Below are 24,507 nucleotides of genomic sequence, written 5' to 3' on the forward strand. Positions count from 1 at the left end.
GCCTCAGCCGCACCCACCGGTCACCGGATTGCCCTCGAACCGGTCGGCGGTCCACTCCAGGAGGTCCTCGATCAGCTCGGACTCCGGCTCGACGAGTGAGAGGTGATCGCGACCGGGATACGTCCGGTAGGCCAGGGACTGTCCCGCCGAACAGAGCCGGTCGACATACTGCCGCTGGTCAGTCGGCAGGATCAGGTCGTCCGCCTCTCCCTGGGCGAGCAGCACCGGCATGGGGAACGGGCCGGTCGGGACGTTCTCGCGGAGCCGCTCGCCGAGGGCACCCTCGGCCGGCGGCCGCGCGTAGACCGACCGGTCACGTGCCAGGGAGAATACCGAGACCACGGAGGCCAGGATGCTCGGCTCGGCCAGGCACCGCGTCGACATCTCGCGCACCAGGGTGCGGGCCGGAGCGATCACCTGCTCGTCGAGCGTGATCTCGGGGTAGTGCGCGGCGTAGGCGGCGATGACGTAGGAGGCGAAGAGCCCGCCGACGCTGGAGCCCGGCAGGCTCTCGGCGAGCGCCACGACGTCGGCTGCCGGCGCCATCGCCACCACGCCGCGCAGGGTGAGCTCGGGGGCGTAGTCGGCGGCCAGCTGCCCGGTCCACAGCGCCGCGTGCCCGCCCTGGGAGTGACCCCAGACCACCGTGTCGGGGGAGAGGTCGACCTCGGAGAACTGCTGTGCGGCGCGGATGCCGTCGAGCACCGAGTGCGCCTCGCCCGGGCCGATCAGGTAGGGATGGGGACCGGGTGTGCCGAGCCCGGTGTAGTCGGTGGCGACCAGCGCCCAGCCCCGGTCGACCACCTGCTCCAGGGCCGGCATCGCGCCCGCCTCGAACGGGTGCTGCAGCAGGCTCGGGGCGCACTGGGTCGCGAACCCGGTGGTGCCGTGGGCCCAGGCGATCACCGGCGGCGGCCCGGCCCCCACGCCCTCGGGCACGAGCACGATCGCGCTGGCCGTGGCGGGGGCGCCGTCGGCCGCGGTCGTCGTGTAGAGGATGCGCCACCCGGTCGCCCCCTCCGGCACGTCGCGGGTGAACGGCTCGCTGCGCAGCAGCACGCCGGGCTCGTCCGGGACCTCGTCGGGCGTGGCGTAGAACGCGTCGACAGCCGGAGCCCCGCTGCGCGCCTGGACCCCCAGGAAGGCCGCGCCGAGGGCGAGGACCAGCGCCAGGGCCCCGCCCACCAGCTGCAGCCAGGGCCGGGCCCGTCCGGGGCCGGTCCCCGAGGCCGGGGAGTATGTCGTGCGGTCGGCTGGCCGAGCCACCGCGGGTCGGGTGGTCGCCCGCCGGACCAGCCGGATGCCGAGCATGACCAGACGCACCGCGAAGACGACCGCGACCGCCAGGAGCGTGAGGTCCGGCCAGCGGACCGCGAGGACGCCGATGACGATCTCCGCGGCGCCGAGCAGGCCGCTCGCCACCCGCCCCGGGCTTGTTTGCAGCGCGGTGACGGAGGTATCCGCCGTCCCTCCCAGTGGTGCGCCCCGCACCGCGGTCCAGATCCGGGAGGCGCCCGAGACCACGAGGACGACGCCGACGGCCAGCGCCAACAGGTCGAAGGAGGTGCGCAGCCAGACCAGGACGAGCAGGCCGAGCACCAGCCACCCCACACCGCGGGCGACATCCCACCGGGTGCGCTCCTCCCGATCGGTCAGCAACGCGACCGCACCCGTCACGACGAAGGCCGCACCCAGGGTGAGGGTCAGCGCGGAGAGCGAGGTCAGCGGCCGGGTGGCCAGGAGCACGCCGACGACGACGGCGACCACGCCCAGCACCAGCAGCAACCAGCGGGGCACCCGGTCGAGCCATGGCGCTGGCCGCTCCTGGTCAGTCGCGGACACACCCACGCCGGGCAGCGTACTGGCACACCGGCGGACGGGACCGGGAAGCACTGTCGGTGCTGCGCGTCATACTCGCAGGAGAGCACCAACCAGCTGGGTCAGCGCCGACCCGGTCCCGAAAAAAACCCGATGAGTTTCCGCGCCGGAGCAGGTCTACTGGGAAGTCGGCCTTGGAAGCGACGACGCAGAGTGAGGGAGTGCGGATGAGCGACATCATCGTGGCCAGTGGACTGGTCAAGAGATACGGCGAGGTGACGGCCCTGGACGGGCTGGACCTGAGGGTGCCGGAGGGGACCGTGCTCGGTCTGCTCGGGCCCAACGGTGCGGGCAAGACCACAGCGGTCCGCATCCTGACGACGCTGCTGCGTGCAGACGAGGGACAGGCGACCGTGGCCGGCATCGATGTCGCCCGGGACCCGCAGGGCGTGCGCTCGCGGATCGGGCTGTCGGGGCAGTATGCCGCGGTTGACGAGCACCTGACCGGTTTCGAGAACCTCGACATGGTCGGTCGGCTCTACGGGCTGGGGCGCACCCGGTCCCGCGAGCGGGCGCGCGAGCTCCTTGAGCGGTTCAGCCTGGCCGACGCCGGGGACCGGCCGTCGAAGACCTACTCCGGCGGCATGCGCCGCCGGCTCGACCTGGCGGCGGCGCTCGTGGCCGAGCCCCCGGTGCTGGTGCTGGACGAGCCCACCACCGGGCTGGACGTGCGCGCCCGGCAGGAGATGTGGGACGTCATCCAGGAGCTGGTCAGCGGCGGCAGCACCCTGCTGCTCACGACGCAGTATCTCGAGGAGGCCGACCTCCTCGCCGACGACATCATCGTGATCGACCACGGGCGGGCGATCGCCCACGGCACCGCCGACCAGCTCAAGAGCCAGGTCGGCGGGGAGCGCGTGGAGCTGGTCGTCCAGGACGAGGGCGACACCCGGGCGGCCTTCGCGGCGCTGGCGACCGTCGCCACGAGCGAGGTCCAGCGCTCGGGCGGCGGCAAGCGGCTCAGCGCCCGCGTCGACGCCGGTCAACGCGCGCTGGCCGACGTGCTGCACCGGCTCCAGGAGGCAGGGGTCGAGGTGCTCGACATCGGGCTGCGCCGGCCCACCCTGGACGACGTCTTCCTGGAGCTGACCGGCCACGTCGCCGAGGAACGAGACAACGAGGCCGACCAGGACCGTGAGCTGGTCGGCTCGAAGGAGGGATCCCGATGACCACCCTGACCGAGACTCGCCGTCCCGCCGCCGCGGGCCGGCGGACCACCCCGGCGACCGTGCTCGCGGACAGCTGGGTCATCGCCAAGCGCAACCTGATCAAGATCAAGCGGGTCCCCGAGATCCTGGTCTTCATCCTGATCAGCCCGATCATGTTCGTGCTGCTGTTCGCCTACGTCTTCGGCGGTGCCATCACGCCGGCCGACCCGGAGGCCTACCGCGAGTTCCTGATCGCCGGCATCTTCGCCCAGACCGTCGTGTTCGGCTCGACGTTCACCGGCGCGGGGCTGGCCGAGGACATGCAGAAGGGCATCATCGACCGGTTCCGGTCGCTGCCGATGTCGCGGGCCGCGGTCCTCATCGGGCGCACGGCCTCCGACGTGGTCTACAACGTGCTGACGCTGATCATCATGGCGCTGACCGGCCTGCTGGTCGGGTGGCGGATCCGCAACTCGATGTTCGACGCGCTGGCCGGGTTCGCCCTGCTGCTGGTCTTCGCCTACGCGTTCAGCTGGGTGATGGCCTATGTCGGTCTGCTGGTGCCGAGCGTCGAGGTGATCAACAACGCCTCGTTCATCGTCATCATGCCGATGACCTTCATCTCCAACGCGTTCGTGCCGCTCGAGTCGTTCCCGACACCGTTGCGGATCTTCGCGGAGTGGAACCCGGTCTCGACCGTCACGCAGGCCTCGCGCGACCTGTTCGGCAACAACCTGCCGATGTCCGCGCCCTCGGACGCGTGGTCGCTGCAGAACCCGGTGCTCTACACCCTGATCTGGACGGTCGTCATCGTGCTGATCTTCGCGCCGCTGTCGATCGCCCGCTACCGGCGGACCTCCGCCTGAGACAGGTTCGCGTGGGCCGAGGGGCCGGGTCAGCGTGACCCGGCCCCTCGGCATACTGCAGGAGAATGGTGCCCGGCCTGGGAGGGCTCAGTCGTTCTGGTCGAGGCCGATCACGACGATCTCTGCGGACTCGTGCAGCCAGGTGAAGGTCAGGACCGTGCCGTCCTGCTCGTGCGACCAGGCGTCGATGGTGAGGGCGTTGTCCGGGATGGCCAGGGCCAGGCGGTAGAGCTCGCCGGGGTGACGTGCCCGGGCCAGCAGCACGGTGCTGTCGGCGAAGGCGAGCCGGCCGGTGTGCGGACCGGGAGCCGCTCGGATGGCGCGCAGGGGCACGCGCCGGGTGGACAGCACGCGCAGCCGGAGCTCCAGGAGCGCCTCCAGGGTGTGCGCCCCCTCGGCCTCGACTGCCGCGAACTCCCGCGCCAGCTCGGCCTCGTCCTCCGGGGCCACGTCGGGGTCGTCCGGACGGCGGGGCCCAGGACGTGGTGCGCGGGGCTCGCGCGCCGAGGTGCCACGACGCTGACGGCGGTCCCGCAGCGCGCGGACCACGCCCAGGCCCAGCACGAGGGCCAGGGCGAGGACCAGCACCGCCCACTCCATGCCTCCAGTGTTCCGCCCCGCTGGGTGGGGCGCCACGGAGTTAGCGCTGAGAGAGCGCGGATCGTGGGGCCGCGATCACCCCGCGGAGGCAGGGACGCGGTCGACGTCAGAGCGCGCCGGTCCGTCGGGCTCCTGCGGGCCCACGCGGCGGGGCCACCAGAAGCGCTCGCCGAGCGTGAGCACGATCGCCGGCACCAGGATGGTGCGGACCAGCAGCGTGTCCAGGAGCACGCCGATGCAGATGACGGCGCCCACCTGGGCCAGGACGACGAGGGGCAGGACGCCGAGGACCGCAAAGACCGCGGCGAGCAGGATGCCGGCGCTGGTGATCACGCCACCGGTCGCGGACAGCGCCCGCAGCACCCCCTCCCGGCTGCCGACGTGACCGGCCTCCTCCAGGGTGCGGGTGATGAGGAAGATGTTGTAGTCCACGCCGAGGGCGACCAGGAACAGGAACGAGTAGAGCGGGACGATCGCCTCGAGGCCGCTGAAGCCCAGCAGCCCGGTGAACAGCCACCACGAGACGCCGAGCGCGGCACAGAAGCTGGCGATGACGCTGGCCACGAGGATGACGGGCGCCACCACGGAGCGCAGGATCGCGGCGAGCGCGAGCAGCACCAGGATCAGGATGATCGGCAGGATCACGAGGCGGTCCCGGGAGCTCGCGTCGGAGGCGTCGGCCGCCTCTGCGGCGGTGCCGGTCACATAGGTCTCCGGCACGTCCGTCGTCACGGTGCGGACCTCGTCGAGGGCGGCGCGCGCCTCGGCCGATTCCGCAGGGGTGGTGAGCACCAGGCTCAGCTGGGTGACCCCGCCGCCCTGGGCGCCGAGGCTGACAGAGCCCACGGGCTCCAGTGCCTCCAGGTCGGTGATGAGCTGCTCGACGGTGGCCTCGTCCTCGGTCGCGGTCACCACGACGGTCGGGTCGGCCGCGCCCTCGGGGAAGGACTCCGCCAGGCGCTCGGCAGCGACGATCGCCTCGGGCTTCTCGGTGAACTGCTCCGAGGCAGGCAACCCGAGCTGGAGCTGCGTCAGGCCGAAGGCCATCGCCGCGAGCAGCGTCAGGGTGCCGACGATGAAGGTCCGTGGCCGGACCGCCACCTGGTCACCGATCCGTCGCCAGGCCGAGCGCCGACCGGCCTGGCTCTCCTCACCGACGCGCGGCACCTTCGGCCAGAAGATCCAGCGGCCGAACAGCACGAGCGCCGCCGGGAGCATCAGCAGCACGAAGGCGGCGGCGACGATGATGCCCACGGCGCTGGCCAGCCCCAGACCGCGGGTGTTGGGGAAGACCGAGAGCAGCAGGGTGAGCACGCCCACGACGACCGTGGCCGCGCTGGCGAGGACCGCCTCCGACGTGCGGCGCAGCGCGCGGGCCATCGCCCGGTGCCGGTCCTCGTCGGTGCGGAGCTCGTCGCGGTAGCGGGAGATCAGGAGCAGTGCGTAGTTGGTCCCCGCGCCGAAGACCAGCACCGAGAGGATGCCGATGGTGGACTCGTCCCAGGGCACCCCGAAGAGGGCGAGCACCTGGGTGGCGAGGATCGCGGCGGTGCGGTCGGCAATCGCCACCACTGTGAGCGGGACCAGCCAGAGCGTGGGGCTGCGGTAGGTCACCAGCAGCAGCAGCGCCACGACGGAGGCGGTGAAGGCGAGCAGGGTCGTGTTGGCTCCGGCGAACACCTCGGTGAGGTCGGCCCGCACCGCCGCCGGACCGGTCACCTGCACGTCCACGCCCTCAGGCGTGGCGTCGCGGAGCGAGGTGCGCAGGTCGCTCACCGACGCGGCGACCTCGGTCGCGGTCCTGGCCGGGACGTTGACGACCGAGATCGCCGCCGTCCCGTCCTCGGAGGGCTGGAGGAAGGCGGGCGGTCCCGGCACCCCGGTGTCCAGACCCTCGACGACCTGCTCGAGCTCGCCGACGGAGGGGCCGATCTCGGAGTCCGCGCTGAACAGGATGATGGCGGTCGCTGTGTCCTCGGTGGGGAGCCGCTCCTGTAGCTCCACACCCTGCGTCGACTCGTACCCCACGGGCAGGGTGTCCGTCGGGTGGGGGTCGCGCTCGGCCTCCCCGAGCCCCGCCATCACTCCAGCGCCCACCAGAAGGCCCAGCAGGGCGACGATCCATGCGGTGCGCCTGCCGGTGACGGTGTCGATGAGCCGATCGATGACGGCGCCCAAGGGACCACTCCTCATACAGGTTGAAAAAGGTTTGTCCAACCTTAGGTCACAGAGTCAGGCCGGGCGCACGCAAACTACGGCATCGACCTGTGACGGCCGCACAGCGCCTTCCCCATAGTCGCCGCGCCGACCCGCCGTCACCCCCCGAACCCGGCGGTGGCAGCTGCGGCTCGGGGGACTCTGCTACTTCTCGACGCGGAAGCCGAGCTTGATGCCGACCTGCCAGTCCGCGACCTTGCCCGCGTCGTCGAGGTGTCCGCGGATCTCGGTCACCTCGAACCAGTCGAGGTTGCGCACGGTCTGGCTCGCAGAGGCGAGGGCGTTGTTGACGGCGGACTCCACACTGTCCGGTGAGCTGCCCACGAGCTCTGAGATGGCATAGACGTGGTTGGCCATGGTGATCCTCCGGGGCGTCGGGCCGGACGCCGGTCGCCCGGCTCTTGCTCCAACGTAGCCCTCACGGCGCCTCGCGCAACCGCTGTCAGGCTGGCCGCAGGACCGCGACGAGGAAGGGTGAGTCGGTGCGGAACGGGCGCAGGTCCCACGTGGACAGCAGCACGTCCGGCACCAACCCGGCGGCCTCCGCGTCCGCCAGGACCTCGGTGAACGGGTAGCCGCGGCCCTCCCCGTAGCCGATCACGACCCGCCCCTCGGGAGCCGTGTGCTTCCGGAGCCGGGCCAGCACGTCCCGGCGGGTGCTCGGTGCCAGGAAGGCGACGACGTTGCCGGCGCTGACGACCACGTCAAACGGATCGAGTATGCCGTGGGCCGGCAGGTCCAGCTCCGCCAGGTCCCCGGTGATCCAGGTCGGGCCGGGATGGTCCTCCTCGGCCGCGCGGACCAGCACGGGGTCGACGTCGACCCCGACGACGGTGTGTCCTAGCCGGTGCAGGTGGCCGCCGATGCGGCCACCGCCGCTGCCGGCGTCAAGGATCCGCGCGCCGCGCGGCGCCATCGCGTCCACCAGGCGCGCCTCGCCGACCACATCCGCCCCGGATGCGGCCAGCCGACGGAAGCGATCGGCATACTTCGTGGAGTGCGCAGGGTCCGCCGCGACCTGACGCATCCACCCACTCGGTTCGACCATGACACCAGGCTAGCCAGGCCCCACCGACCGGGCCGGGCGACCGGGTCTCCGACGCACGCATCGGCGAAACAGATTGCGCCGCAACCCTGGTCAAGAGGAAGGCGGACTGGCTAGGGTCGTGCTCACATCCTGCTCCCCAACCGCACGGAGAGACCCATGAGACCCAGATCCCGCCCACCGGTCGACGTCGCACGACTGCGGCGCCGCGGCCTCGGTGCCGTCGCCGCGAGCGCGCTCGTCGCGAGCTCGCTCGCCACGGGTGTCGCCACCGCCGACGAGGACGACGCGACCTACCTCGGCAGTGCTCCGGACTTCGGCATCGAGCCGAGCGCCACGGACACGACCTTCGACGAGGGGGTGCTGGCCGGGAGTCCCCGGGTGGCGTCCGCCTACTTCGTGCAGCTGAAGGGCAGGTCGGTCATCGAGGGGGCCAGCGCGCAGGCGGTGAGCGCGGAGCAGGAAGGGTTCCTCCAGGACGCCGCAGCTCTGGGCGCGACCGTCGACGTCCGGGAGACCTACCGCAACGTCTGGAACGGCGTGACGGTGGACGCGTCCTCGGCCGACCTGTCGGTCCTCGCCGGGGCGAGCCAGGTGGAGGCGATCTTCCCGGTGTACCTGATGGACGCCCCGGAGGTGGACCCGGACGCGGTCGCGCCGATGATGGAGTCTGCCATCGGTATGACCGGTGTGGATGAGGCGCACGAGATGGGATACACCGGCGCCGGGCTGCGGATCGGCATCATCGACACCGGTGTCGACGTGGACCACCCCGACTTCGGCGGCGGTGGCACCCCGACCGACGGCCTGCACCCGAACTGGCGGACCAGCCAGATCCAGTACGGCCTCGACCTGGTTGGTGACAACTACAACGCCAACCCGCAGTCGGCCGCCTACGACCCCGTGCCGCTGCCGGACGGCAACCCGGACGACTGCAACGGGCACGGCACGCACGTGGCCGGCATCGCGGCCGGCAACGGTGACCCCGCTGCCGGCGGGGTGGTCGGGGTGGCGCCGGACGCCACCCTCGGTGCCTACCGCGTCTTCGGCTGTGGCGGCTCCACCACGGCGGAGATCATGCTCTCCGCGATGGAGCGCAGCTACGAGGACGGCATGGACGTGGTGAACATGTCCATCGGCTCGGCCTTCATGACGTGGAAGCAGTACCCCACCGCCGTGGCCGCCGACGCCCTCGTCGACGCCGGTGTCATCGTGGTGGCCTCCATCGGCAACAGCGGTGCGGAGGGCCTCTACTCCGCCGGTGCCCCGGGCGTCGGCGACAAGGTCATCGGCGTGGCGTCCTTCGACAACACGCAGATCGTCGTCAACGCGGTGACCATCAGTCCCGATGACACCGAGATCGGCTACGTCAACGCCACCGGCGCGGGCCCGACCCCGACCGAGGGCACCACGGTGCTCTCCAGGCTCGGGGACCCGGGCAGCGCCGAGGCCCGGGCCTGCGTGCCCATCACCGCCGACCTCACCGGCACCACGGTGCTCATCGAGCGCGGGGCCCACGCGGATCACCCTGCCTGCGACGCCTCGTTCTACAACAAGGCCCTGCAGGGTCAGGAGGCCGGCGCCGAGGCAGTGATCATCTACAACAACGTTGCCGGTCTGATCAACCCCACCGTTGAGCCACCGTCACCGGCTGACCCGCCGGTCACCATCCCCGTCATCTTCATCCAGCAGGCCGACGGTGCGCTGATCGACGGCCGCATCGTCGCCGGTGAGACGACGCTGACCTGGACCGACCAGGAGACTTCCATCCCCTCGCCCACGGGTGGCCTGATCTCGAGCTTCAGCTCATACGGGATGACGGCCGAGCTCGACCTCAAGCCGGACATCGGCGCGCCGGGCGGCAACATCCGGTCGGCATGGCCGCTGGAGAACGGCAGCTATGCCACCATCTCGGGCACCTCGATGGCCTCCCCGCACGTCGCCGGCGCGGCAGCACTGCTGCTGCAAGCGCGCCCGGACCTGACGGTGGCCGGCGTGCGTGACGTGCTGCAGAACCACGCGGACCCGGCGCTCTGGTCGCTCAACACTGCGCCCGGCCTTCTTGAGGGTGCCTTCCGCCAGGGTGCGGGCTTGCTCGACCTCGACGACGCGATCCTGGCCACGACCTCGATCAGCCCCGGCAAGCTCTCACTGGGCGAGGGTGAGGCGGGACCACACACGGTGTCGCTGTCGGTGACCAACACCTCGGACTCGCCGGTCACCTACGCGATCAGCAACAACGGTGAAACCATCGCGGTCGGCCCGCCGACCACCGCTCCGTCCTACTTCTACGACCCCGCCAACATGGTCGGACCGTCCGACGTCACGGTCGGTGCCGGTGAGACCGCTGTCGTCGAGCTGACCTTCACCCCCCCGGTGATCAGCCAGCGGATGTACAGCGGCTGGGTCACCTTCACTCCCGGGGACGGCGAAACGCTCCGGGTGCCCTATGCCGGGTTTGCCGGCGACTACCAGAGCATCGAGGTGCTCACCCCCGGCTCCTCCGGTGCGCTGCCGGTGCTGGGTCAGCTCGCCGAGTGCGACCGGTTGATCGGTGACGAGTGCGTGTGGAACGGGGTCTGGGACGGATTCTCCGACACGGGCACGGGCAATGAGCCGATCTTCACCCTGGTGGACGGGGACGTCCCGACGATCCTGGCCCACCTGGAGCACCAGGCACGCTCGGTGACGCTCACGGCATACGAGGCCGGTGCGGACGGTTCCCAGGGCGACCAGGTCGGGGTGGTGTCCACCCAGGACTACCTCGCCCGATCGGCCACCCAGGGCAGCTTCGACGCGTTCGTCTGGGACGGCACGTTCCAGGGCGAGGCGGTCGCCGACGGCAAGTACATCCTCGAGCTGGCCGTGCTCAAGGCTCTCGGCGATTCGGCGAATCCTGCCCACACCGAGACCTTCACCAGCGAGCCGTTCACGATCGGCGACGAGTCGGCAGCGCCGACCTCACCCGAGGTCACCCGGTTCACCGGGACCGACCGGTTCGCCACGGCGGCGCGGATCTCGGCCGAGACCGAGCCGGGCGTCGAGACCGTCTACATCGCGACCGGTCTCGATTACCCGGATGCACTCGCGGGCGCGGCCCGTGCCGGCAGCGAGGGTGCGCCGGTGCTCCTGGTCCGTGCGGACTCGATCCCGGCGGCGACGCAGTTCGAGCTCAGCCGGCTCCAGCCCCAGAACATCGTGGTGCTGGGTGGCACCTCGGTGATCCAGGGCTCGGTGACCGGTGCGTTGCGTGACTTCACCGACGGTGACGTCACCCGCGTGTCCGGGCTGGACCGCTATGACACAGCGGTCCAGATCTCCGCGGTGCACGCGCCGGGTGTCGACACGGTCTATGTGGCGACCGGATCACAGTTCCCCGACGCGTTGGCCGGCGCAGCCCGGGCCGGTGCGGTGGATGGTCCGGTGCTCCTGGTCAAGCAGGACCGTGTTCCGGCCGTCACCAGGGCCGAGCTCGAGCGACTGGCACCGGCCAACATCGTGCTGCTCGGCGGCACGGAAGCGATCTCGGGCGCGGTGGAGACCGAGCTCGCGGCCATCGGCACGGTCGACCGGGTGAGTGGCACCGACCGCTACGGCACCGCCGCGGCGATCTCGGAGGTCTACGAGCCCGGCACCGGGGTGGCGTTCGTGGCCACCGGCCAGGACTTCCCGGACGCGCTCGCCGGCGCGGCCAGGGCTGGTCACCTGGAGAGCCCGGTCCTCTTGGTCAAGCAGGACCACATTCCGGCCGCCACCCTGGCGCAGCTGGAGCGGCTGCAGGCCCACGAGGTCGTCATCCTCGGTGGTTTCGGCGCGGTCTCCTCCGACGTTGAGGAGCAGATCGCGGCGCTCACCTACGGCGACTGACCCCTCGTCGGCGCAACGGCTGGGGACCGCACAACGCGGTTCCCAGCCGTTGTCGTTGTGGGCCAGGAAACCTTCTCGCATTCAAAGGAATTGGAGGATGGCCGAAAGTCTGAGGCGATGCCACGATGCGTGGGAAGGCCCACCACAAGTCGGGCCGGACGCACACTAAGGAGAGGGACGTCGTGGAACTCGTTCCAGGCAATTCACTGATCACCGCCACACCGCAGGAGGGGCGCGAACTCGCGATCGCCATGGCCCGCAAGACCATCGGGGCGATCCAACCTGACGCCGATGTTCGTCATCTGCTGAGGCCCGGCTACGCGATGAGTGCCGACTCGCTGACGGCGGCAGGGCACGTGGTCGCGGTCGAGTTCGCGACGATCGCGGCGGCCAACAACTACTGGCGCGACAACGCCTGATCGCTGCAGGCTGCGGCCTTCGGTGAGCCCACATCTGCGAGCGACTGCGCGTTCTTCGGGCCGACTGTGCCCGAAGATACGGAAGGCGCTCGAAGTCCGACTGTCCAACGCCTCACGTGCTGCCGTCGGCAACCTCACGCTGGCTCTTCCCGACAGCCCATTTTCGTTATACGATTTTGCCATGGTGACTGAAGACCGGGTGACTGACGAGCAGATCAAGAAGTGGGCTGACGAGGCTGAGGCCGGATACGACGTGGAGGAGTTGAAGCGTCGCGGTCGGGGACGTCCCGGGCGGGGGGCCGAACCAAGCCAGGTGATAGCCGTGCGCCTCACGGCCGAGGAGCTCGCGGCGCTCGACGCTTACGCCGCCCGGGAGCACCTGTCCCGCTCCGAGGCCATCCGACGAGCGCTGGCCGGCTACGCCGCGTGAAGGTCCACCGCAGCGCGCTCAAGCACGGGATTCTGCCCGAGGACGCGGTCCAGGCTGCGGACCTGTCGCTGTGGATCGAGCCGCTGGAGGAAGACGAGTGGCCGCATCGCGAGCTGCGGCTCGGCTTCGACACTCGGGCGCGGCTCCTCGAGACGGTCGTGCTCGTCTTCCGCAGCGGCGAAGAACTGGTCATCCACGCTATGCCGGCACGTCGTCCGTTCTGGGACCTTCTGCCCTGAGTCAACATGCGCCCCCAGTCGCCCCTTCGATGGACACTGGTGGCCATGGGCATCATGCGAAAACTCATGAACGGCCGCGCCCACATCACGGCCCGGAGCAGCGCAAACGCGAGTGGGCCCCGTGGGACTCGAACCCACAACCTACGGATTAAAAGTCCGCAGCTCTAACCATTGAGCTAGAGGCCCAGGGCGTCCCCAGTGCTCGGTGGCGCTCCGGCCGGTCAGTCTACGTCCGTCGGCAGCCTGCACCGAGATGAGGGAGGGCGTCGGCGGCCCGATGCCGCACCGGAGGTGACGACGGACTCCGCTCGCTGTCACGCCATACTCCGCTCGCTGTCGCGCCGCAGGCCGAGGCCGCGCGCCTACGGCTTGTGCGGCAGCTTCACGTCCACCCAGACGAGCCGGTGGTCACTCGACGGGAACGGATAGGTGCCGGTCAGCCACGACAGCGGATCGCTCGACACCGGCCAGAACACCCCTGAGTCCAGGATCCGCAGGCTCTTGCCGGGCAGGACGTAGTCGACGCGGATGTTGCCCGGGGGCTCGGCGAAGTCCGCCGTGTCCAGGTGCGGGTCGCCCAGGTGCTCCAGGTTGATGCCGCCCTGCAGTTCGCTCGCCTCGGCAGCGCCCTCGCTGGTCGGGGGAGTCCCTGCGTTGACCCGCGGGTGCTCGAGCAGCTGGTTGATGGCGCCGTCATAGGAGTCCCCGTCCAACGGGTCGGCGTTCTGATCACCGGCGATGACGAACCGCGCGCCGGGCTCGAGGCCACCACGCACACCCTGGTCGTCATAGATATACGACGCCTTGCCCGGCGCCCCCACGTAGTCGGCCCAGAACCGGATCTCGTCGTGGTTGCGGCGCCCGTTGCGGTCCTCGGGGCCGTCGAAGGTGGGCGGCGTCGGGTGGCTGACCAGGAAGTGCACCGTCTTGTGCCGGTCGACCCGGATCGGCACGTCCCAGTGCGACTTGCTCGACAGCCGCAGGATCTCCTGCTCCTCGGGGGAGTAGAACTCCGTCGGCATCAGGTTGCCCGGCATGTCCTGCCACCGGAAGAGCTGGAAGGTGCGCACCGCGTCGGTGTCGATCGGGTACTTGCTGAACACGACCATGCCGTACTGCCCGGGGAAGAGCCCGAACCCGAAGGCGTCGTCGCCGCCGCCGATCACGCCGTCGTTGTTGAGGTCGTGACCGGAGGGGATCCCGGTGTTGGACGGCGCCACGTAGTAGTACGGATAGTCGACCGGCGCCGCACCGTTCTGCCCCACGGCCAGGTAGTTGTCGCGGAACAGCTCGGCGGCCGCACCGCCCTCGACGTAGTCGAACTCGTTGACCAGCAGCACGTCGGGGTCGTTGCGCTGGATGATCTCGGCGATCACCTGCGCCTGCTCGTTGTCCGGCGTCGACAGGTCGGCCAGCAGCTGGCCCTCCGCGCCGCGGTTCAATGAGGCGTTGAAGGTCGCGAAGCGCACGTCCATGTCCGGCCTTCCGGGTGCTGTCTGGGCGGCCGCGCCGGGAGAGCGGTCCGACGTGGCCGACGCAGGCGCCAGTGCGACGCCCGCGACAAGTGTGGCGGCGGCGAGGGCCAGGGCAGCCAGTCGCCTGTTCGTGGCAGCAGTCATAGGGGCAGGTTAGAGGCAGGAGTATGCCGTGTCGCGCGCTCGCGATGAGCGTCCGGTGAATGCTCGGGCCGACAGAGCGGTGTGCAAAATCTCCCCAAGAATGCGCGGGAGGCGGACAAAACCTCCCCAAGAATTGGTGTAACACTTGTCACACCAGTCACTTCTGCATCATATTGGTGGGCCCCGACCAAGGAGTCCACCGTGCGACCAACCCTCGCCGCCTCACTGGCCCTCGCCCTGACCGTCACGCTGCTGCCGACCGCGGCACTCGCGGCCGACGACACGGCCGAGCCGGTCAGCGAGGCGATCCCCGACGAGCACCTCGACCTCGAGCACGGGCTCATCACGTCCGACCCCGAGGACGTCGCCCTCTCCGAGCCGACCGTGGTCACCGAGCTGACGCAGCTGCCGGCGGCCGAGCCGAGCGCCGAGTCCTACCCGATGCCACCCGGCGGCGCCTACACGGTGACCGGGGGCGGCTGGGGGCACCGCATCGGCATGTCGCAGTACGGCGCGCACGGGGCCGGCCTCGCGGGCCTGACCCACCAGCAGATCCTCGCCTTCTACTACCCGGGCACCGTGCTGGAGACCCGGGACATCGGGACGATCCGGATCGGCATCACGATCGACAACGACGGGGTGACCCGGGTCGACCACCGCGCCGGACTGGTGGTCAGCCACGGCACCGGCGGCACGACATACTCCCTGCCGAGCAGGGACCAGTGGCGCGTCCGGGCCACGTCAGGCAGCGCAAGCAGCTGCGTCCTGGAGGGGCGCAGCGACGCGGGGGTGTGGTCGGCCTACCAACCCACCGGCATGCCGTCCGGGTGCCCGATCACCTTCGCCTCGCCCACCGAGGGCACCGTCGACCTCTACCTGCCCAGCGGCTCCCGGCGCATCTACCGCGGGCAGCTCACCGCCACCCACCGCGGCAGCACGAGTCTCGCAACGGTCAACCGGCTGCCGATGCAGCACTACCTGCGCTCGGTCGTCTCCATCGAGATGTCCCCCTTCTTCCACACCCAGGCGCTGCGCGCCCAGTCCGTCGCGGCCCGGACCTACGCCGAGCGCGGCGTCAACGGGACCGGCTACTACGACACCTGCGACACCACCTCGTGCCAGGCCTACCGCGGTCGCGGAGCGCGGCAGAGCGACGGTGGGATCACCAGCTATGAGTATGCCGAGAACACGGCTGCCGTGAACGCCACCGACGGGCAGGTGCTCACCTATAACTTCCCCACCGGCAAGGGCCTGGCCACGACGATGTACGCCGCCTCGACCGGTGGCTACACCATCCCGGGCGGGGCCGGGCACCCCTACCTGACGGCCCAGGCCGACCCCTACGACGCCACCCCGCTGAACACCCGGCACCGCTGGACGGCGCAGCTGACCGCGACCTCCCTGGAGGCGCGCTACGGCATCCACGACGTGACGCGCGTGCAGGTGCTGGAGCGGGACGGCCACGGGTTGTGGGGCGGCCGGATCGTCCGGGCCAAGGTGGAGGGCTTCACCTCCGGTGGCGCCTACACCTACGCCAACGCCACCGGCGTCGGGCTCTACCTGGCGCGGCCGTGGCCGACCTGGAGCACCGGCCTGTCCACCGACTACTTCACGTTCGGCGACCCCGGCGACGACCCGCCGCCCGCCGGCGACGTCACCAGGATCTCGGGGAAGGACCGCTGGGAGACGGCCAAGAAGGTCTCCGAGCAGTGGGCGCCCGGGGTGAGCGTGGTCTACCTGGTCAACGGCCAGGACTACCCGGACGCGCTGGCGGCCTCGGCGCGCGCCGGGATCTACGACGCGCCCGTGCTTCTGGTCAAGCGGGACCACATCCCCTCGGCCACCCAGCAGGCCCTGACCCGGCTGCAGCCGGGCCGCCTCGTGGTCGTCGGGGGCACCGGTGCGGTCAGCACGGCCGTCGAGGACCAGCTCAAGGAGTTCACCACCGGCACCATGGAACGGGTCGGCGGCGCCAACCGCTATGAGACGGCCGCGAACCTGGCCTCCTACTACGCCAGCGGGCAGTCGCGCGTATACCTGGCCAGCGGCCAGGACTTCCCGGACGCGCTCGCCGTCGCCGCCCTGGCCGGCAAGCAGCACACCCCGCTCCTGCTGACCCGGGGCGACCGGCTCAATGCTGCGGCCCGCACCCAGCTGGACCGGCTGAACCCGGGCGAGATCGTCGTCCTGGGCGGCACGGGCAGCATCTCGAACACGGTGGCGCAGCAGGCCGCGGCCTATGCGACGAGCGGCAGCTACCGCCGGCTCGGCGGGACCGACCGCTACCGGACGGCGGCCCAGGTGGCGCTGGAGTATCCCGGGTCGGTCAGCTCGACGATCGTCGCGTCCGGGGAGACCTTCTCCGACGCCCTGGTGGGCGCCGCGCTGGCCGGGCGTCGAGGCGTGCCGGTCGTCCTGGTCCAGCGGGACCGGGTCCCCGTGGGTGCCATCACGGCTCTCACCCACCTGCGCCCGTCCGCCATCGACGCGCTCGGCGGCACGAACTCCGTGACCGACGCCACGCTGGCCGATCTCGCAGATTACCTGCGCTGAACGCCGCCCGGTGGGAGAATCCGCGCATGACTGACACGCACACCGCCGTGCCCGAGGCCAAGCGGGTCCTGATCGAGACCAACGGGATCGACATCATCACGGAGCAGGAGCGCACCGCCAAGCCCTCCGACCTGTTCTGGCCGTGGTTCGCCGCGAACGTGTCGGTCTTCGGCATGAGCTATGCCGCGTTCGTCTACGGCTTCGGCATCGGCTTCTGGCAGGGGGTCCTGGTCACCGTCGTGGGCGTGACCCTGTCGTTCCTGCTGTGCGGGATCATCGCGATCGCGGGCAAGCGCGGCTCGGTGCCCACGATGGTGCTCTCCCGCTCCGCCTTCGGCGTCAACGGGCAGAAGGTGCCCGGCATCTTCTCCTGGCTCATCTCGATGGGGTGGGAGACCTTCCTGGCGATCATGGCGACGCTGGCCACCGCCACCGTCTTCAACGAGCTCGGCTGGAGCAGCGGGACGACCACCAAGGTGATCGCGTGCGCAGTGATCGCCGCGCTCATCGTGCTCGGCTCGGTCGCCGGCTACCACACGATCATCCGGATGCAGTCGGTGCTGACCTGGGTGACCGGCCTGGCCACCCTCGGCTACATCGCGATCACCTTCCGGGACATCGACCTGTCCGCGGCCACCGCGCTGCCGGCCGGGTCCAACCAGGCTGTCATCGGTGCCCTCGTCATGGTGATGACCGGCTTCGGCCTGGGCTGGATCAACATCGCGGCCGACTGGTCCCGCTACCAGAAGCGGGACGCCCCCGGCGGACAGATCGTCTTCTGGAACACCCTCGGCGGCGCTCTCGCCCCGGTCCTGCTGGTCTGCTACGGCCTCGCCCTGGCCGGCTCCAACCCCGACCTGATCGACGGCATCGCGAACGACCCGATCGGCACCCTCGCCACCATCCTGCCGACCTGGTTCCTCATCCCGTTCTGGATCGCCGCAGTGCTGGCGCTGGTCAGCGGCGCCATCCTGGGCATCTACTCCTCGGGCCTGACCCTGCTCAGCCTGGGCATCGACATCCCGCGCCCCATGGCGGCCCTCATCGACGGCACGATCCTGACCATCGGCACGATCTACGTCGTCTTCTTCGCCGAGTCCTTCCTCGCGCCCTTCCAGAGCTTCCTGATCACCCTGGGGGTGCCGATCGCCGCGTGGGCCGGCATCCTGATCGCCGACATCATGCTGCGGCGCAAGGACTACGACGAGCTGGCGCTGTTCGACCGGCGCGGGCGCTACGGCAACTGGAACTGGACCTCGGTCGGTCTCATGGTGGTCGCCTCGATCGTGGGCTGGGGCCTGGTCGTCAACAACTTCGCCGCGGACGCCGCCTGGAACAACTGGCAGGGCTACCTGCTGGAGCCGCTCGGCCTGGGCACCTACGTCGAGGACGGGGCCTACTGGGACGGCAACTGGGCCTACGCCAACCTGGGGGTCCTGCTCGCCCTGGTGATCGGCTTCGTCGGCTACGCGCTCCTGCAGGCGGCCACGGTCCGCCGCCAGGAGGCCACACCCGTGGCCCCGGCGGTCCGCGAGGACGTCGACGGAACGGTGGTGTGAGTATGTCGGACGAGCAGTCCTCCTCCGACCTCCCGACGGACCAGGGTGAGCTGAAGGAGGGCCCCGGCGACGTCGCCTCGTCGGCCGGCACGGACCCGTGGCTGGTCGTCATCGACGCGCAGGTCATCTTCGCCGACCCGGAGTCGAAGTGGGGCGCACCGCGGTTCCCCGAGATCGTCGAGCCGGTGCGGCGCCTGGCCGCCGCCTTCGGCGACCGCGTGGTCCTGACCCGCTGGGTCCCGCCGGCGCAGAAGATCGGCTCGTGGGTGCCCTACTTCGAGCAGTTCACCTTCGCCGACCAGCCGCCGAACCACCGGCTCTTCGACCTGGTGCCGGCGGCCGCGGACCTGGGCGCACGGCATACTCTCGCCGAGCCCACCTTCGGCAAGTGGGGCGACCAGCTGCGTGCGCTCACCGGGCCCACCCCGCACCTGGTCCTGGCCGGCGTCGCCACCGACTGCTGCGTCATCTCGACCGCGCTCCCGGCCATCGACGACGGTGCCCAGATCACGGTGGTCTCGGACGCCTGCGCCGGATCCGACGACACCAACCACCAGCGGGCGCTGGACGCCATGGCGCTCTACGCACCCCAGCTGTTCGTGCGCACGACCGAGCAGGTCCTGACCGAGGACCTCACCCCCTCCTGACCGAGCGCACGGGCGTCAGTCCGCCGGGGTGATCGACAACCCGAGCTCGGCGAACTGCTCGGCCGGGCGGTGGTAGCCACGGACGAGGTGCCGGATGCCACCGATGCGGGAGGGGGAGTCCGCGATGGCCGCGGCGATCACCGAGGAGAAGCCCGCGCGCACGTCGGGGACCTCGACCTCGGCCCCGCGGAGCCTGGACACGCCCTTGACGACCGCCGAGTGGACCGCGTTGGTGTCGTGGAAGCGGCACGACTCACCGCCCAGGCAGGTCGAGAAGAGCTCGATCTCGGCGCCCATCTGCTGCAGCGCGGGGACATAGACCAGCCGGTCCTCATAGACGGTCTCGTGCAGCACCGACATGCCCGAAGCCTGGGTGAACAGCACCATGAGCGGGGTCTGCCAGTCCGTCATGAACCCCGGGTGGGTGTCGGTCTGCACCGCGGCCGGCCGCAGCCCCTCGGGTGCGGTCGCCAGGACGTAGTCGTCGGTGATGTCGAAGCGGGCACCCATCCCGCGCAGGGTGGTGAGTGCGGTGACCAGCCGGTCCTGCCGGCAACCGTGGACCCGCACGTCACCGCCGGTCACCAGGCCGGCGACCAGATAGCTGAACGCCTCGTTGCGGTCGCCCTCGAGAGTGACCTCGGCGGCCTGGAGCCGGTCCACACCGTCGATGGTCCACTTGCGGCCAGGAGAGAGGACGATCCGGGCGCCCATCCGCTGCAGGAAGAGGGCGAGCTCGATGACCTCGGGCTCGGTCGCCGCGTTGCGGAGCACCGTGCGTCCCTCGGCAAGGGCCGCGGTGAGCAGCACCGTCTCGGTGGCGCCGACGCTCGGGTAGGGCAGCTCGAGCCGAGCGCCCCGCAGACGGGTCGCGCGGGCCACGATGCCGTCGTCCCGGTGCTCGATCTCCGCTCCGAGCGCCGTGAGTGCCTCGATGTGGAAGTCCACCGGGCGGCGTCCGATGCGGTCCCCGCCGACCAGCGGCACGAATGCCTCGCCGGCCAGGTGCAGCAGGGGTCCGAGCAGCAGGATCGGGATACGGTTCAGGCCGGTGAACGACAGGGGCACCTCCGCGCGCACGTCGTCGCCACGCCCCACCGTGATCACGCCCTGCTGCTCGTCGTGCTCCACCGCCACCCCCAGCGAGCGCAGCATGTCCCGGGTGATCGCGACGTCGCCGACCTCGGGCACGTTGCGGATCTGGCTGGGCCCGTCGCCCAGGATCGCGGCCACCATGTGCTTGGTGACGGCGTTCTTGGAGCCACGGACGTGCACGTCTCCGTGCAGGGGACCGGAGGGCGTCACCGACCAGGCTGTCGTAGGCATGGGATCAGGCTACGCACTGTCGGAAACTGCGTCGCGGGCGCTGGCCCCGGCTGTCAGGCTGTTGCCCATGACCTCACCTGATCAGAAGGCGATCCTGCACCGCTATCTCACGAGTGGCCGCGAGGCGCTGCTGTGGAAGCTGGACGGGCTCAGCGAGTATGACGTGCGCCGGCCGCTGACCTCGACCGGCACCAATCTGCTCGGCCTGGTCAAGCACGTGGCGAGCGTGACCGACGGCTACGTGGGCTCGGTCATGGGCAGGCCGTCGGGCATCGACCTGCCGTGGTTTCCCGAGGATCCGGCCGATGAGGAACCCAACGCCGACCTGTGGGTCCCGGCCGAGGAGTCCCGCGAGTCCATCATCGACCTGCACCACCGCGTGGCGGCCCACTCGGACGCCACGATCCAGGCGCTCGAGCTGGACGCTGTCGGTCACGTGCCGTGGTGGGGCGACCGGGGCGAGGTGACGCTGCACCAGGTCCTGGTGCACGTCATCGCCGAGACGCACCGGCACGCCGGCCACGCTGACATCATCCGGGAGCTGATCGACGGCGCGGTCGGGGTTCGTGAGGGCATGGACAACATGTGGGCCGAGGACGGCACCGACTACTGGGAGCGGCACCGGCAGCGGATCGAGGACGCCGCCCGTGCCGCCCAGCAGTCGGCGGGCGCCTAACGAGCCGGCGGGGCGACCGGGGCGGCCGAGGTGGCCGACCGGTCCGCCACCCGTGGTGCGTCCGTGTCCACGGAGCGCAGCGCTGAGCGCGCGGCGGGCAGGAGCCCGGCGACGAGCGCCACGCCCCAGACCACGCTGGCCCACGGCTGACCCGAGAAGGCCGCGAAGACGACGGTCCCCAGGAGCACGGACCCGAGGGCCCATCCAGGGATGACCCGCGCCCGCCAGAGCGCCAGCGCGAGCACCGCGGGGGCCAGGAGCACCCCGAGGAGGAAGGGCGCGAAGACCGCGAAACCGAGGCTGCTGGCGTCGAGGGACTGCTGGGCCGACACCGCGGCCTCCGTGTCCGGCATCCCGGACAGGGCGCCGACCGTGACGAAGTAGCCCATCAGGTGCGCGATCTGACCGGTGACCATCCCGGCGCCCAGCACCCCGCCGGTCCACGCCAGCACCGGCGCGCGATCGACCGCCAGGCGCCACAGCAGCAGCACCATCGGGATCGTGAGCAGCGCGGCGAGGTAGAAGAGCCACGCCCCGGCCTCCCAGGCGCCGCGGTGCGCGTTCACGGCCGTGAACAGCTGGGTGGTGCTAGCGGAGCCGTCCGCGAGGACGCCTCCCTCGGCGCCAAGGCGCAGCAGGTCGGCGACGGTGATGACGACGGGGGTGAGGAGGACGGCGATCGCGCCGAGCGTCCGTGCCTTCATGAGGTGCTCCTATCGGTGGTGGTTCGCGGCCCGGGTCCCCGGACCACCTCCACGGTGCCGCCGGGGAGCCCGTCGCCGCGTCCGCCGTGAGGCCCCGGCCTGCCTCCCCGGCCAGGTGATCCCGGCGACGCGCGACGAGGGATGCGGGTCCACCCTGAGGGGGACGCGCAGTGAGCGGTCCGGGTCGTACTCTCAGGCAGATGAGCAGGTGGCGCGGCCTCGTCGTCCTCGCGCTGGCGTGTGCCGGGCTGGACGCCTTCCTGCTGGCCGGGGAGGGGATCGCTCGGTATGCCGTGCCACCAGTCGCCGCGGTCGCTGTCCTCGCCGTGGGGCTGGCGCCGTGGGCAGGGCTCATCGGTGTCGTCGCAGCGATGGTGCTGAGCGGCTGGCTGGGGGTGCCCACGGAGAGCCCGGCACTCCTGCCGGCGACGCTGGCGGTGACCTATCTGGCCGGGCGGTCGGCGAGCACCTGGCCGGGTCCGGCCGGGGTCGCCGCTGTCGCCCTGACGGCCTGGGTGCAGGACGACCTCGGGGTGGGGACCCTGGTGTTCGCCGCGGTGGTGCTCGGCACGGTGTGGGCGTTCGGTCGGGTCGTGCGGCGCCGGACCGAGGCGGCCGAGGCAGCCGGCGAGGAGGCGGCCCGGATCGCAGCTCTGGACCCGGTCGCCGCGTCCGGTCAGGTCGTGCTGGCCGAGCGTCAGCGCCTGGCGACCGAGGCGGTCGCGGTGCTGCAGACGGCCGTGACGGACATGCGCCGGGCCTCCGGGGAGGCAGCCGGCTCGCTCGGCGAGGACGACCTGACGGCCGTGCACCGTCGAGGAGTCGTGGCGGTCCAGGAGCTGCGGCGCCTGCTCGGGCTGCTGCGCCAGGATCCCGAGGGGGAGGGCAGCGACGCGCACGGTGACGCGGAGGGGGTGACCGACGAGCGCCCGCCCGCACGCCGGTCCCGCTGGCCGTGGCGGTGGCACGAGTGGGCCACGGCCCTTCTCGCGCTCGCGCTCGTGCCGGTCGGCCTCGGGCCGGAGGCTCTCGAGCCATCGTCGCTCGACGTCGGCGTCGTGCTGTGCGTGGTGCCGCTCCTCCAGCGGATCCGCCCCTTCGCGGCGGCACTGCTGCTCGGTGGCGTGCCGCTCCTGACCCTGGCGCTGGGCGCACCGCCCTTGGACGGGATGTCCGAGGTCGTGGTCACCGTCGCCGCCGCGTGGCGGGTGGGCGCCGCCGGCGACCGGGTCCTCGGCGCGGGGCTGGCGGGCCTGCTGCTGTCCCGCGTCGTCTACGTGATGGGCCACGACCCGGGCAACCTGATGATCGAGCTGGCCCTCGTGGGCATGCCGCTGCTCGCCGGCGCGGCCTGGGGCGAGAAGGACCGCGCCTACCGCCGGGCGCGGGACCGGGCCACCACGCTGCACGAGGTGCACGACGGGATCATCAGCGCGGCGGTGGCCCAGGAACGGTTGCGGATCGCCCGTGAGCTCCACGACGTCGCCAGCCACGCGGTCGGCGCCATGGTCCTGCAGTCCGCGGCGGCGCTGTCCCACCGGGAACAGGACCCCGAGCGGGCCCGCCGGGCGCTGGGCTTCGTCGACACCGCGGGGGCGGAGGCCCTGGGCGAGCTGCGTCGGCTGCGGTCCGTGCTGCGCGGGGATGCGGACGGGCCGGCGTCCCCGCCGCCCGACCTCCAGGATGTCGTGGCCCGTGTCGGTCAGGGCCTCGAGGTGCACCTGGACGCAGAGGCGCTGCCGCAGGATCCCGTGACCGCGGCCTTTATCCGCCAGGTCGTGCACGAGGGGCTGGCCAACGCCAGTCGTCACGCGCCGGGCTCCCGCGTCGACGTGCACGTCGGACGGAGTCCCGGCGGGTGGGTCGTCGACATCGTCGACGACGGTCCCGCCGCACCGGGAGCTGCGGTGCAGAGCACCGGCTACGGTCTGGTCGGACTCGCCGAGAGGGCCCGGGCGCTCGGGGGAGAGGTCATCGCTGGACCCACGGCCGACGGAGGCTTCGCGCTGCGGGCCAGCCTGCGGCATACGACCCCCGCCGCTGAGAGGGTGGAGGCATGAACAACGAGCCCGTCCGGGTCGTCGTCGCGGACGACCAGGACCTCGTCCGCGGCGGCATCACCGCCATCCTCGACGCCGCCGAGGGGATCGAGGTGGTCGCCGAAGCGGCCGACGGGCACGCCGCGGCCGCGCTGGCGCGCGAGCACCGCGCCGACGTCGTGCTCATGGACGTGCAGATGCCCGGTCTCGACGGGGTGTCTGCCGTCGGCGAGGTCGCACGGGCACGGCCCGAGGCCCGGGTGGTCATGCTGACCATGTTCGACCTGGACGAGTACGTGTTCGGCGCGCTCCGGGCCGGTGCCAGCGGGTTCCTTCTCAAGACGACCCCGCCGGCGGAGCTGGCCGCCGCGATCCGCGCCGTGCACGCGGGCGACCTGCTCTTCGCGCCCGCCGTGACGCGTCGGCTCGTCGAGAACTACGTGCGCAGGCCACCCGCGGGCACGGTGTCCGACGGGCTGTCCGGTCTGACCCCGCGCGAGCTGGACGTGCTGCGGGCGATGGCCAGGGGCCTGTCGAACGCCGAGATCGGGCGCGAGCTCTACCTGGGCGAGGCCACCGTCAAGACCCACGTGACACGGGTGCTGGGCAAGCTCGGGCTGCGGGACCGGGTGCAGGCCATCGTGCTCGCCTACGAAACGGGCCTGGTCTGAGGAG

Annotated in this window: 20 protein-coding genes and 1 tRNA gene; 12 read left to right on the forward strand and 9 right to left on the reverse strand. The window is 71.3% G+C overall.

Features of this window, described 5'->3' with window-relative positions; genetic code table 11:
• Positions 1-3 precede the first annotated feature (3 nt).
• Positions 4-1,848 (reverse strand): lipase family protein, encoded by a 1,845-nt coding sequence (locus MWU75_RS01010; RefSeq protein ID WP_247087573.1) that lies wholly within the window; start codon positions 1,846-1,848, stop codon positions 4-6.
• Between the two features lie 197 nt (positions 1,849-2,045).
• Here MWU75_RS01010 and MWU75_RS01015 point away from each other — a divergent pair, with 197 nt between their 5' ends.
• Entirely contained in the window at positions 2,046-3,047 is a 1,002-nt protein-coding gene (locus MWU75_RS01015; protein ID WP_281496635.1) for an ATP-binding cassette domain-containing protein, read from the forward strand.
• The gene (locus MWU75_RS01020) at positions 3,044-3,892 is read left to right on the forward strand and encodes an ABC transporter permease (protein ID WP_247087577.1); all 849 of its coding nucleotides are present in this window, start codon (positions 3,044-3,046) and stop codon (positions 3,890-3,892) included. The genes MWU75_RS01015 and MWU75_RS01020 overlap by 4 nt, the downstream gene beginning before the upstream one ends.
• Before the next feature lie 87 nt (positions 3,893-3,979).
• Here MWU75_RS01020 and MWU75_RS01025 read toward each other — a convergent pair whose 3' ends face one another.
• The 4 genes from MWU75_RS01025 to MWU75_RS01040 all read right to left on the reverse strand — a co-directional run bounded on the left by MWU75_RS01025 (position 3,980) and on the right by MWU75_RS01040 (position 7,757).
• Positions 3,980-4,492: a hypothetical protein gene (locus MWU75_RS01025; RefSeq protein WP_247087578.1), complete on the reverse strand. Its 513-nt coding sequence runs from the start codon at positions 4,490-4,492 to the stop codon at positions 3,980-3,982.
• A gap of 75 nt (positions 4,493-4,567) precedes the next feature.
• Positions 4,568-6,670, reverse strand: coding sequence for an MMPL family transporter (locus MWU75_RS01030; protein ID WP_247087580.1), 2,103 nt, complete (start codon positions 6,668-6,670; stop codon positions 4,568-4,570).
• Between the two features lie 183 nt (positions 6,671-6,853).
• Positions 6,854-7,066, reverse strand: a complete 213-nt coding sequence (locus tag MWU75_RS01035; RefSeq protein WP_247087582.1) for a dodecin — start codon at positions 7,064-7,066, stop codon at positions 6,854-6,856.
• 85 nt (positions 7,067-7,151) lie between these two features.
• Positions 7,152-7,757: a class I SAM-dependent methyltransferase gene (locus MWU75_RS01040; RefSeq protein ID WP_247087584.1), complete on the reverse strand. Its 606-nt coding sequence runs from the start codon at positions 7,755-7,757 to the stop codon at positions 7,152-7,154.
• 156 nt (positions 7,758-7,913) lie between these two features.
• On the opposite strand from MWU75_RS01040, the gene MWU75_RS19740 reads away from it, so the two are divergent.
• The 4 genes from MWU75_RS19740 (at position 7,914) to MWU75_RS01065 (ending at position 12,709) form a co-directional block, all read left to right on the forward strand.
• Positions 7,914-11,621, forward strand: coding sequence for a S8 family serine peptidase (locus MWU75_RS19740; protein ID WP_281496636.1), 3,708 nt, complete (start codon positions 7,914-7,916; stop codon positions 11,619-11,621).
• A 182-nt stretch (positions 11,622-11,803) separates the two neighbouring features.
• Positions 11,804-12,040 (forward strand): hexameric tyrosine-coordinated heme protein, encoded by a 237-nt coding sequence (locus MWU75_RS01055; RefSeq protein WP_247087586.1) that lies wholly within the window; start codon positions 11,804-11,806, stop codon positions 12,038-12,040.
• 181 nt (positions 12,041-12,221) lie between these two features.
• Positions 12,222-12,470 carry a ribbon-helix-helix protein, CopG family gene (locus MWU75_RS01060; protein WP_247087588.1) on the forward strand — a complete coding sequence of 83 codons (249 nt, stop codon included), beginning with the start codon at positions 12,222-12,224 and terminating at the stop codon, positions 12,468-12,470.
• A complete protein-coding gene (locus tag MWU75_RS01065) occupies positions 12,467-12,709 on the forward strand; it encodes a toxin (RefSeq protein ID WP_247087590.1) in 243 nt (80 codons plus the stop codon). The genes MWU75_RS01060 and MWU75_RS01065 overlap by 4 nt, the downstream gene beginning before the upstream one ends.
• Positions 12,710-12,822: 113 nt before the next feature.
• On the opposite strand, the gene MWU75_RS01070 is transcribed toward MWU75_RS01065, so the two are convergent.
• Positions 12,823-12,895 (reverse strand) — tRNA-Lys (locus tag MWU75_RS01070).
• 176 nt (positions 12,896-13,071) lie between these two features.
• Positions 13,072-14,328 carry an endonuclease/exonuclease/phosphatase family protein gene (locus tag MWU75_RS01075; protein WP_247087592.1) on the reverse strand — a complete coding sequence of 419 codons (1,257 nt, stop codon included), beginning with the start codon at positions 14,326-14,328 and terminating at the stop codon, positions 13,072-13,074.
• 201 nt (positions 14,329-14,529) lie between these two features.
• Between MWU75_RS01075 and MWU75_RS01080 the strand changes: the two genes are divergently transcribed.
• Genes MWU75_RS01080 through MWU75_RS01090 form a run of 3 tightly spaced genes read left to right on the forward strand, consistent with a single transcriptional unit; the run spans position 14,530 to position 19,087 of the window.
• Complete coding sequence (locus tag MWU75_RS01080; protein WP_247087594.1) at positions 14,530-16,881, forward strand: cell wall-binding repeat-containing protein; 2,352 nt, start codon at positions 14,530-14,532, stop codon at positions 16,879-16,881.
• 26 nt (positions 16,882-16,907) lie between these two features.
• Entirely contained in the window at positions 16,908-18,440 is a 1,533-nt protein-coding gene (locus tag MWU75_RS01085; RefSeq protein ID WP_247087596.1) for a cytosine permease, read from the forward strand.
• 2 nt (positions 18,441-18,442) lie between these two features.
• Positions 18,443-19,087 (forward strand): cysteine hydrolase, encoded by a 645-nt coding sequence (locus MWU75_RS01090; protein ID WP_247087598.1) that lies wholly within the window; start codon positions 18,443-18,445, stop codon positions 19,085-19,087.
• 15 nt (positions 19,088-19,102) lie between these two features.
• Here the strand turns inward: MWU75_RS01090 and murA are convergent, their stop codons facing one another.
• A complete protein-coding gene (gene murA / locus MWU75_RS01095) occupies positions 19,103-20,413 on the reverse strand; it encodes a UDP-N-acetylglucosamine 1-carboxyvinyltransferase (RefSeq protein ID WP_247087600.1) in 1,311 nt (436 codons plus the stop codon).
• Between the two features lie 67 nt (positions 20,414-20,480).
• On the opposite strand from murA, the gene MWU75_RS01100 reads away from it, so the two are divergent.
• Complete coding sequence (locus MWU75_RS01100; RefSeq protein ID WP_247087602.1) at positions 20,481-21,089, forward strand: DinB family protein; 609 nt, start codon at positions 20,481-20,483, stop codon at positions 21,087-21,089.
• Here the strand turns inward: MWU75_RS01100 and MWU75_RS01105 are convergent.
• Positions 21,086-21,793 (reverse strand): hypothetical protein, encoded by a 708-nt coding sequence (locus tag MWU75_RS01105; RefSeq protein WP_247087603.1) that lies wholly within the window; start codon positions 21,791-21,793, stop codon positions 21,086-21,088. The two genes, MWU75_RS01100 and MWU75_RS01105, sit on opposite strands and share 4 nt — an antisense overlap.
• Before the next feature lie 200 nt (positions 21,794-21,993).
• Between MWU75_RS01105 and MWU75_RS01110 the strand changes: the two genes are divergently transcribed.
• Both MWU75_RS01110 and MWU75_RS01115 read left to right on the forward strand, forming a co-directional pair.
• Positions 21,994-23,853 carry a histidine kinase gene (locus MWU75_RS01110; RefSeq protein WP_247087605.1) on the forward strand — a complete coding sequence of 620 codons (1,860 nt, stop codon included), beginning with the start codon at positions 21,994-21,996 and terminating at the stop codon, positions 23,851-23,853.
• Positions 23,850-24,503, forward strand: coding sequence for a response regulator transcription factor (locus MWU75_RS01115; RefSeq protein ID WP_247087607.1), 654 nt, complete (start codon positions 23,850-23,852; stop codon positions 24,501-24,503). Before MWU75_RS01110 ends, MWU75_RS01115 begins: the two co-directional genes overlap by 4 nt.
• Positions 24,504-24,507: the final 4 nt, after the last annotated feature.

Origin of the sequence: Ornithinimicrobium sp. F0845, assembly GCF_023015765.1 — a bacterium.
Classification (GTDB): Bacteria; Actinomycetota; Actinomycetes; order Actinomycetales; family Dermatophilaceae; genus Ornithinicoccus.